Annotated in this window: 8 protein-coding genes and 1 pseudogene; 5 read left to right on the forward strand and 4 right to left on the reverse strand. The window is 64.9% G+C overall.

Annotation, left to right across the window (positions count from 1 at the left end; translation table 11 throughout):
• Positions 1-597 (forward strand): annotated as a pseudogene (locus tag FGX59_RS34900) (hypothetical protein); the annotation flags it as partial.
• A gap of 680 nt (positions 598-1,277) precedes the next feature.
• Here FGX59_RS34900 and FGX59_RS34905 read toward each other — a convergent pair.
• From FGX59_RS34905 to FGX59_RS38365, 3 genes are all read right to left on the reverse strand, one after another.
• The gene (locus FGX59_RS34905) at positions 1,278-2,318 is read right to left on the reverse strand and encodes an IS110 family transposase (RefSeq protein WP_138473103.1); all 1,041 of its coding nucleotides are present in this window, start codon (positions 2,316-2,318) and stop codon (positions 1,278-1,280) included.
• 275 nt (positions 2,319-2,593) lie between these two features.
• A complete protein-coding gene (locus FGX59_RS34910; protein ID WP_138473105.1) occupies positions 2,594-3,025 on the reverse strand; it encodes a hypothetical protein in 432 nt (143 codons plus the stop codon).
• A 531-nt stretch (positions 3,026-3,556) separates the two neighbouring features.
• Positions 3,557-4,039 carry a hypothetical protein gene (locus FGX59_RS38365; protein WP_206078525.1) on the reverse strand — a complete coding sequence of 161 codons (483 nt, stop codon included), beginning with the start codon at positions 4,037-4,039 and terminating at the stop codon, positions 3,557-3,559.
• Positions 4,040-4,327: 288 nt separating this feature from the next.
• On the opposite strand from FGX59_RS38365, the gene FGX59_RS34920 reads away from it, so the two are divergent.
• Positions 4,328-6,274: a BTAD domain-containing putative transcriptional regulator gene (locus FGX59_RS34920; protein ID WP_138473108.1), complete on the forward strand. Its 1,947-nt coding sequence runs from the start codon at positions 4,328-4,330 to the stop codon at positions 6,272-6,274.
• 70 nt (positions 6,275-6,344) lie between these two features.
• Here FGX59_RS34920 and FGX59_RS34925 read toward each other — a convergent pair whose 3' ends face one another.
• The gene (locus FGX59_RS34925) at positions 6,345-6,905 is read right to left on the reverse strand and encodes a DUF6647 family protein (protein ID WP_138473110.1); all 561 of its coding nucleotides are present in this window, start codon (positions 6,903-6,905) and stop codon (positions 6,345-6,347) included.
• A gap of 350 nt (positions 6,906-7,255) precedes the next feature.
• Here FGX59_RS34925 and FGX59_RS34930 point away from each other — a divergent pair, with 350 nt between their 5' ends.
• From FGX59_RS34930 to FGX59_RS38370, 3 genes are all read left to right on the forward strand, one after another.
• The gene (locus tag FGX59_RS34930) at positions 7,256-7,894 is read left to right on the forward strand and encodes a DUF1326 domain-containing protein (RefSeq protein ID WP_138473112.1); all 639 of its coding nucleotides are present in this window, start codon (positions 7,256-7,258) and stop codon (positions 7,892-7,894) included.
• Positions 7,895-7,912: 18 nt separating this feature from the next.
• Positions 7,913-8,734 carry a DUF2182 domain-containing protein gene (locus tag FGX59_RS34935; RefSeq protein WP_138473114.1) on the forward strand — a complete coding sequence of 274 codons (822 nt, stop codon included), beginning with the start codon at positions 7,913-7,915 and terminating at the stop codon, positions 8,732-8,734.
• A 213-nt stretch (positions 8,735-8,947) separates the two neighbouring features.
• Positions 8,948-9,180, forward strand: a 233-nt coding sequence (locus FGX59_RS38370; protein WP_206078526.1) for a hypothetical protein, incomplete at its 3' end; no start/stop codon positions are given.

Raw genomic sequence — 9,180 nt, forward strand, 5'->3', positions numbered from 1 at the left:
AATGGCACCATTCCGACCGATCAACCCTTTGATTTTACAAGACCCGCCTGTGCGAACAGGCCAATTTTGAGCTTCCAACTGTCGAAGTTCGGGCGGCAGCGCGAGAGCCAGGGCGCCGGACGCGGCACCTTCGTGCCGCTCGCCTTCGAGCCCGGCGAGGCCTTCCAGTTCGACTGGAGCGAGGCCATGAATTGATTGAATGGCGACGATCGGCGGCGAGCACACGAAGCTTCAGGTGGCGCATATCAAGCTGGCGCACAGCCGCGTTGCCATCGCCGCTCGGACCGGTGGCGCGGTCGATGGCAACTCCTCGTCCGGGCCTATCTGCTGCAGACCCACGAGATGCTGTTCGATGCCCATTGGCATGGCTTCCGCGTCTTCGGCGGCGTCCCGCGGCGGGGGATTTACGACAACATGAAGACGGCGGTGGACCGGGTGGGCAAGGGCAAGACGCGGCAGGTCAACGCCCGCTTCCTGAGCATGGCCGGCCATTACGTGTTTGAACCGGAATTCTGCAATCCCGCGGCCGGGTGGGAGAAGGGACAGGTCGAGAAGAACGTGCAGGACGCCCGCCACCGGATCCTCCAGCTGATGCCGTCGCCCATTGGGCTCGGACCAGTGGCGGCGCGCGCCTCGCTCCGGGATAGCCCGGTACGCCGGGATATTTCCCGGATCGAGAGCTGGTCCCTCAATGCCCGGCGTCGGATCACGCTCGGAATTGCCATGTCGATCACTCCGTTGACCCCCGATGATCAAGTCGGGGGCGAGTTCAAACATGGGTCAGTTCTCAGTGGAAATTTCCGGGCTGCCCGGGTCAGTTCTCAACGGAAATCAACAGCATGGTTTCAGATTGAAGGACGGTGACAACTACCCTTCTTCTGTAATGGGGCGGCTTACGTCAAGGATCGGACGGGAACACGCAATCAACGCGTCATGAGGTGCTGCATGGCGCGCTTGACGGGGCCGGTTTCATTTGGCGACGGCACATGCTGCGGCCGTTGGGCCGTTGCCGCGGGATGCCGCAAACGGGTCGAGGAATGCCGGGGCGGTCCCAAGATCAGGATAATGCTTCCGTCCGTAGTCAGCGCGTTGGCTGCCACATCATGCCAGGTTCAAGAGCGGTTCCCGCGTGCCGATCTGAACGGCGCATTCAGAGGATGATGCGAGGGTTGTTGCGGCATCGTCGGGAACCGCGTCCCGGCTTGGGACCCCGGTAATCATGCGCACTCCGGCGCAGCACAGCTCCTCCTTATTCTGCGGATCGAGATTTCAGCGGCTTAAGCCGCGCGCACCGCCGTTGCTTCCGCTCGCGTGAAGCGGAATTCGCAATCATCGCGCCACATGCGATGGAGGACGATGCCGATGCGCCGTGCCAGGGCGACGGTTGCGCATTTCCTCCCGCGCCGCTGGGAAACGCGCAATGCCCAGGCGGTCAGCCAGTTGCGCCGCCCGCGGTTCAGCATCACGATCGCAGCCTGGTAGAGCGCCGTACGCAATCCGACATCCCCGGCCCGGGTAATCTGGCCGATGACATCGCGCTGCCCCGATTGCTCGCGGCGCGGGGTCAAGCCAGCCCATGGGCCGATATCCCTGGAACGGCGGAAGCGGTCCGGATCGTCGATCGCGGATTTCACCGTAAGCGCGATGATCGAACCCACGCCGGGCATCGTCATCATCAGGCGGCAGACGGGATCGGACTTGGCATGATCCCGGAGATGCCGTTCCAGGATCGCCAAGTCCCGGCGCAACTCCGCCCGGGCCTTCAGAACCACATCCGTGGCGACTTCCAGCAGGGGATTGCCTGCAGTCAGTTCCCGGATGCGCGCTTCGAAACGCGCTTTGCTGGTCTTTCCCAGCTTCAGCCCGAAGTTCCGCAGTGTTCCCCGGATCGACAATTCCAGGTTGATTACGGCCTGATGGATCGACTTGCGCGCCCCCAGAAGGGCGCGCATCTCCTGAGCGGATACCGATTTGCAATGAACCGGGCGGAACCATCCCATCTGCAGCAACCGTGCGATGCCTTCCGCATCCCTCCGGTCGGTCTTGATGGGCATCGCCTTCAGCGCGCCCTTCACGTGCCGTGTTTCCATCAGCACGGTCTCGAACCCAGCTTCCGTCAGGTGCTTGTGCAACCATTGGGATAGCGGTCCAGCTTCCAGGCCGACGGCAGCGGCCCGGCCACTCAGCTGATGCAGGAATTCAATCAGTGCCTCAGGTTCGCTGGCAGCCGAGGCCTCCTTCTCAACCTTCCCGGCAGCAGTCACTACGCAGATGGCTGTGCTGGCAAGCGAGACATCCAGGCCGACAAAAAGATCCATGACGTTGCCCTCTCGTTTTGCGGGAAAGGGGCCGCCTCCAAGCATGACCCCATCGACGCGTTCCGTGCGCCGAGGGCAACGGCACCGAACCTGCACCACGCAGACAAGGCAAAACGGTGACGACTCGCGCCGAGCCCCATTACGGCATCTGCACGACGGGGATCGCGGCGAGCGTGCGGTCGCTTCTCCAGGATCGCCAACTTGGCTCCGCCGCGGCGCAGCAATTCCGCTTGCCGCAGTCGGCCTTGCCAAACCCTTCAGCCACGGTGGGGATCCTATTCGCCGATCAGCGCCGTCTCAATGTTCTCGTCGTCGCCGTCGGACCTCATCGCGTCGGCGATCAGGTGATCGACCGTATCCTTGAAATACGCCACCAGTTCCGCGTGTAGGGCGCGGAACTCTGCACCAACGGTTCTGTCGAAGGCCTCCGGCCGGACTCGGACCATCACGGTGGTGCGCCGCTGCCGTGGATACCGGTAGGGCTTCACGCCGTGCTTGCGGCAGAGCGCAACGAAGATGCGCACCGCCCATGCGTCCGGTAGCGAGTATTGCAGCTCGGTCTCGGCTTCGTCAGCCGAGGATTTCAGTCTTTCGGCCAGCCGGTCCCGGGCTGCGCCGGCTGCGGCGCGTTCGCCAGGCGTGGCACCGCGGGCAAAGAGTTGTTCGAGCTTTTCCAGCTTGGCGCGGATGTCTTCGGTTCGTTCCATGGCGTTCCCCATTCCTGCCGCCGGATCTGCCGCGTGCCGTCGGCCGGGTCAATGACCAGGCACCTACCCAGCGTGATGCGCCCGTCAGGACCTCGTGTCCGTGGCGATTGCTCCCGTCCCGCGGAACGGATGGCGCCGCCCACCAAAGGGCCGTCGAAAATCTCCTTTTTGATCGATAGGCCCAATTATGAATTATTCGCAGGGATAGCTCCGGGCACCGCGAGGCTGAAGCTCCAGCTGCGCCCGCCGCCCTCGTCCTTCCGCAGAACGCCGAGCTCGATTCCGAAGAGAAAATGCGGTGCGCCGCCGACGGAACGTCACGGAAAACCGCGCCCGGCCAGGGACCGTTTATGCCAGTCGAAGAGTTTTGGCCGCCGCGTTCCGGCAAGTCATTGAGTTTTATGAGTTGGACGCGGCACAAATGCGGTTCAAGGGATCAAGACATCATCTTCCGAAGTCGCACCGCACGTGGGGCAGCCGCGGGTAAGGTGCTACACTGATAGCCTTCCGAAACCTGAAGGTTTCCCTCGCCTAGAAGTTCTGAAACTGCGCCGCGTTCAAGCACTTCCCGGAAGGTGAAACCCGTGTCCGGGACACGATCTCGTCATGGGACGCGGCGAACCAGGCCCCAAGCCTGGAGGGGTCCCCCTGAATGCACAACTGATCGCTGGCCAGCGCCGCTTGCCGAACCTGCGCAAGCGCCGGGTCAGAGGCGTAAAGCTGGTTCAATCTCCGCGCCACTTCAGACGTCACATGGATGGTGATGTCGCCGACTTCGCCCGGCCTTACCCCCACGCGAAAGCCGGGCACACCCTTCGTGATATCGAACCGGAGACCCTGGAAAAGGCCCGGCGCGATTTCGGGGCCGTCGATGTAGTGCTCGACCAGGGAGAAGGTCAGATCGGCGGGCAGCTCTGCCGCGCGGTCGGCGGTCAAAAGGACTTCGCCGACCATTGCCAGCCAATCGGGACTGCCAGCCGCGTATTGGTGTTTGGATAACATGGTGGTTCCCATTTCCGGGCCACCGGGGAAAGCTTCACCCCCGGTGGTTGGTTGCGCTCAATCGACGGTCAGGACGATCTTGCCCTGGATGTGCCCTTCGGCAGCGCGCGCGTGCCTCCCGCCCTGCGAGCGGAGTGCCGAGGTCCTCCGACGCCGAGTCAGTCTCTCTGCCGCCTCCGAAAAGGGAACTCGGAGGGACGTGACCGAAACCAGGGCATCCTGCCCAAGGCCGCTCCGGCGCAAAATCACTTCTTTCCCTGTCCATTGCAGCCTATTCTCGAGGCGCGGAGGAGCACATCCATGGCCTTGGTAGAAATCAGGCTGCTCGGTGGATTCTCGGCGAGTGTCACAGGCACGCCTGTCGATCTGCCGGGCCAGAAGGAGCGTGCGCTGCTTGCTTTCCTGGCTGCCGAGCCCGGCAGGCTTCACCGGCGCGAGCGGTTGGCCGGGCTGCTCTGGGGAGAAAGTTCCGAGGCGCGCGCCCGAGACAGCCTGAAACATGCACTCGGGCATCTGCGGCAAGCGCTCGGAGCCGGGGCGGCGATGCTGGAGGCCGGGCGCCAGGCGGTCCGTGCCGATCCTTCCGCCTGCTGGCTCGACATCGCGGAGTTCGAGACGCTGGCGCGGTCGGACCGGGAAGAAGCCCTGGACCAGGCGCTCGCGCTGTGGGGCGGAGACCTTCTGGACGGGCTGACCGTCGATGAACCGGGTTTCGAGGAATGGCGGGTGCAGCGCGCCGCACGCCTGCGGCAGACTGCCGACCAGGCGAGCATGCGCTACCTTGCCCTGATGGCCGAAAACCGCGATCCTGAAAAGATGATCGCCGCCGCCCGGCGGAGCCTGCGTCTCGATCCGCAAAGCGAACGCGCCTGCAGACTGCTCATGCGAGGACTTGCTGCAGCGGGCGACCGGGTGCAAGCGATGTCAGCCTACCGGGACTTCTCGGCACTGTTGAGGGCGGCGCTGGACGTGGCGCCGGAAGTCGAAACAGTGCGGCTATTCCAGGAGATCCGCGCGGGTGCAGCAGACTCCGCGTCCGCCCGCAATCCGATAGCGGAGCCACCACGGCCCTCGGTGGCCGTGCTGCCGTTCCAGACCCTGGCAGGCGCAGAGAAGTGGTTTGCCGAAGGCATTGCAGAAGAGATCATCACGGCACTGAGCCGGGTGCGGGGCATCGACCTGATCGCCCGCAATTCCAGCTTCACGCTCGGAGCGGAGGGGCCGCCGTCCGAAGTCCGGCGGGCACTTGGCGCGCGCTACCTTGTCCAGGGCTGCGCGCAGCGCAGCGACAGCACCGTGCGGATCAACGTCAGGCTGGCCGATGCCGGAACAGGAAGCATCCTGTGGTCCGAGACATACGACGAAGCGCTGAGCGACATATTTGCGCTGCAGGACCGCATCGCGGCACGCGTTGCGGGAACCTTGCTGCCGAGACTCGAGGCGGCCGAGATCGCGCGATCGTCGCGCAAGCCGACCGCGAACCTCGACGCATACGACTACTACCTGCGGGGCCTGCCGGAAATGCACCGCTGGTCGAAGGTGTCCTGCGAACGCGCCATGGCCCATTTCCGCAGGGCAGCCGAACTGGATCCCGGATTTGCCGCGGCCCATGTGATGCTGGTGCGCTGCTATTCTCAGCGGAAGGCCTCCGGCTGGATGACCGACATGGACGCGGAAACGGCGGATGCCCTCAGGCTCGCGCGGCTGGCGGCCGAGCTGGCTCCCGACGATGCGCTGGTGCTCGCGGTGGCCGGACTCGGACTGGGCTATATCGCAGGGCAGCCCGAGCAAGGCGTGCGGCTGACGGAACGATCATTGGCGCTGAACCCCAATCTGGCTTGGGGCTGGCTGTTTTCCGGCTGGATGCATGTGTGGCTCGGGCTGGGCAGGACCGCTCGGGAGCATGTCGCGCGGGCGATGCGGCTGAGTCCGCAGGATCCGCAGTTCATGATGATGCAGGCCGCCACGGCCTGGGCGCTGTTCACGGAGGGCCGCGCAAGCGAGGCGGCCGACTGGGCCGAAGCCGCCGTGACGGGAAACCCCAACGTCATGATTGCCTGGTGCGCGCTTGCCGCTGCCCGCGAAGGCAGCGGCGATGCCGACGGTGCGAGAGCTGCCATGGCCGAGCTGCTGCGTCTCGAGCCGTCGCTGCGCGCGTCGAATTTGCTGTTGTTCTTCCCGATCCGCGGCGAGGCGAATATCCGCACCTGGATGGCAGCACTCGCACGCGCCGGGCTGCCGGAGTGAGCCGGGCCCAGGCCACGCTCGCAACCGATGCGCCCGGGATGGCGATGCTTTTCCCCGGAGACGACAAAGGTCACGGATGGATGTCCCTCGGCCCGCACTGAGCTGCCAGCGCGGCGGAGAACCAGTCGGTCCGGCCGGTCTGGCCCCGTTCGCCAAGCCAGGCCTCCTGGACCCGGTAGGCCGAGAGTTCCTCTGCGCCGCTGCAGTTCCAGTCCGCCAGCCCGGCCTGCCGCCGGTGCGCCAGTTCGTGGACCAGCGTGCTGACGTCGTGCACGTCATCCGCCGACCAGGGCCGCACCAGATAGACAGTGTCGAGAGCGGGATCATAGAGCCCGCGCACCCGCAGGTCCTCGCGCTGGGTAAAGGGTGCCATGGCATGTGCCGCATTCGCATCAATCAGGCGGATTTCCGGGGTTCCCGGCTTTGGCGCAAATGGAACATGGCTATCGAGCCAGGTCTCGATGTCCGGCACAAGGCCGGCCGCAGCGGCGCCGAGCGTCGCGGCAGCAGGTGGTGCCATGGCCATGTCGACCGGTATCGCCGCGGCTGGAAGAAGGGCCGCGATTCCTGTGGCCACGATGGCCGCCGTGCAACCCGGAATGATGCCGGCTATTTCGCAAGTCATATCCATGCCTCCTCTAACGTGATGAGGCCAAGCCTGCGCCTCGGCGCGGGATCGGTACGGGAGCTTGCACGGCACTGGTGCGGGAAACTTGCGGGATCGCTCGATGCGCCGCGTCCCGGAGCATGCCCGCTCCGGGGCAGGTCATTTGCCGGTGACGGAGATGGCGCTGCTGGACGGGTTCGCACCGAGCGCCATGGGGAAACTCGGATGTCTGGCACCAGCGCCGATAGTCAACAGCCTATGGCGCGTCTGGGCGCGAAGCGGCACCAGCCATTGACAGTCCAAGCCCCGGCAAACTCCGAACTCTACCAGAAAGTGTGCTAGTGTAGAGTATCAGAGGCAAGCGGGAGGCGGACATGACCCCTTGGGAAATTCACGGACAGGAACTGAACAATTGCAATTGCGACGCGGGCTGCCCCTGCCAGTTCATGTCGCGGCCGACCTACGGGAATTGCGAGTTCGTCGGCGCATTCCGGTGGGAGAGCGGGTTCTACGGTGATATCGGCCTCGGCGGCACAGTGACCGCGATGCTGGTGCAATTCCCGGGGCCGATCCACGAGGGCAACGGCACGATCCAGCTCGTCATCGACGACAGCGCCAGCCCGGCACAGCGGGACGCCCTGCAACGGATCATGAGCGGGCAGGACACCCGCGAGATGGCGACCATGTTCTGGATGCTCGCGGCGATGTGCTCGACCAAGCTCGAGACGCTCTTCAAGCCGATCACGCTCGAGATCGACATGGAGAACCGTACCGGACGCTGCACCATTCCCGGCGTCGTCGAGATGTTGACCTACCCGATCCGCAACCCGGTGACCGGCGAGCCGCATCGCGCGCGCATCGAGCTGCCGCACGGGTTCGAGTTCCGCGTTTCCGAGGTGGCGCACGGCACGACGCAAACCAGCGGCGACATCAGAATGGGCGAGATGAAGGACCGTCATGCCTATATCACCGACATCCACATGTCGAACGACGGCGTTCTCGAAGCCGCCTGAGCACAGGGAGGCCCGTCCATGACGGAGCTCAGCGCCGTCGAACGCCTGCTCTGCCGGGACCGCGTCCTGCTCGTCTCGGCGATGGGGGTGCTGTTCCTGCTGGCCGGTCTCTACACGATCCTCGGCATTGGCATGGAGATGTCCTCGCTGGAAATGACGGCGACGGGAGGGATGCGGGACACGACCCGCATGCATGAACCGGGTGCCTGGGGCCCGTCCCGCGCGCTGCTTGTCTTCCTGATGTGGTGGGTGATGATGATTGCGATGATGCTGCCCGGCGTCACGCCCGCCATCCTGCTGCACGCGGCCCTTCTGCGCCATGGCGGAAGCGGTGGCGCCCTCCCCACGGCGTCTGCGGCCTTCCTCTGCGGCTACATCTCCGCTTGGGCCGGGTTCAGCCTTCTGGCCACGCTGGCGCAATGGGGGGCCGAGGTCGCAGGGGTCGTCTCGCCCGCCATGATGGCGCTGGCGAGCCCTCTGCCCGGCGGCCTTCTTCTGATCGCCGCCGGTGCATTCCAGTTCACCGCCCTGAAAGCCTCCTGCCTCGATCACTGCCGCTCGCCCATGCATTTTTTCAGCGAACGCCGCAGGCCGCGTACCGGCGGCGCGTTCCGCATGGGGATGGAGCACGGGACCTACTGCCTCGCATGCTGCTGGGTTCTGATGGCACTGCTTTTCGTCGGCGGCATCATGAACCTCTACTGGATCGTCGGCCTCTCCGCCTACGTTGCGCTTGAGAAATGTCTCCCGGCTGGCCGTGGCCTCTCGAGAGCGGCGGGTTCAATCCTGATATTCTGGGGCTCAGCCATTGTCGTCCTGCACTCCAGGATCGCGTGGTGAGATGACGGGATACTTGTCCTGCCGCCGCCATGTGCCCCCGTGAGACCCTCCACATGTTGACAGCGAACACGACCGTGACGGAGCTTGGGGTCATCACAAGTTCCTGGGGGGGGATGGAAGCGATACCGCCGCCACGGCCGTGCAGCCAAACTCAGGGCACGAGAACTCAACCCTCCCACGTTCCAGCGGACACTGCGCAACTGGGAGTGGAAGGTGACTATCGTCACCATTTACCCAGCGCAAGCTTTTCGTTCCAAAGCTCGGCAAGACCGCATTCACGGCGCCCTCTTCGACTTGCGGCGCCGATGGGAAAAGGAACTGTCGGGGCCTAAATCGGGCGGGCCCGGAAGGCCGGGCTGGGCTGGGCTGGGCTGGCCGCTGCCGGAGGCGCTGTCCGACGACAACCTCGAGCTCCTCCTGTTTCCGGCAGCGCCCTCGGTGCCGGA

The organism is Poseidonocella sp. HB161398, from assembly GCF_005870025.1.
GTDB lineage: Bacteria > Pseudomonadota > Alphaproteobacteria > Rhodobacterales > Rhodobacteraceae > Mangrovicoccus.

Bases quoted from the DNA above. Each gene is read 5' to 3' on its own strand.
- FGX59_RS34905 (WP_138473103.1), bottom strand. From the start codon at position 2,318: ATGGATCTTTTTGTCGGCCTGGATGTCTCGCTTGCCAGCACAGCCATC.
- FGX59_RS34910 (WP_138473105.1), bottom strand. From the start codon at position 3,025: ATGGAACGAACCGAAGACATCCGCGCCAAGCTGGAAAAGCTCGAACAA.
- FGX59_RS38365 (WP_206078525.1), bottom strand. From the start codon at position 4,039: ATGGGAACCACCATGTTATCCAAACACCAATACGCGGCTGGCAGTCCC.
- FGX59_RS34920 (WP_138473108.1), top strand. From the start codon at position 4,328: ATGGCCTTGGTAGAAATCAGGCTGCTCGGTGGATTCTCGGCGAGTGTC.
- FGX59_RS34925 (WP_138473110.1), bottom strand. From the start codon at position 6,905: ATGGATATGACTTGCGAAATAGCCGGCATCATTCCGGGTTGCACGGCG.
- FGX59_RS34930 (WP_138473112.1), top strand. From the start codon at position 7,256: ATGACCCCTTGGGAAATTCACGGACAGGAACTGAACAATTGCAATTGC.
- FGX59_RS34935 (WP_138473114.1), top strand. From the start codon at position 7,913: ATGACGGAGCTCAGCGCCGTCGAACGCCTGCTCTGCCGGGACCGCGTC.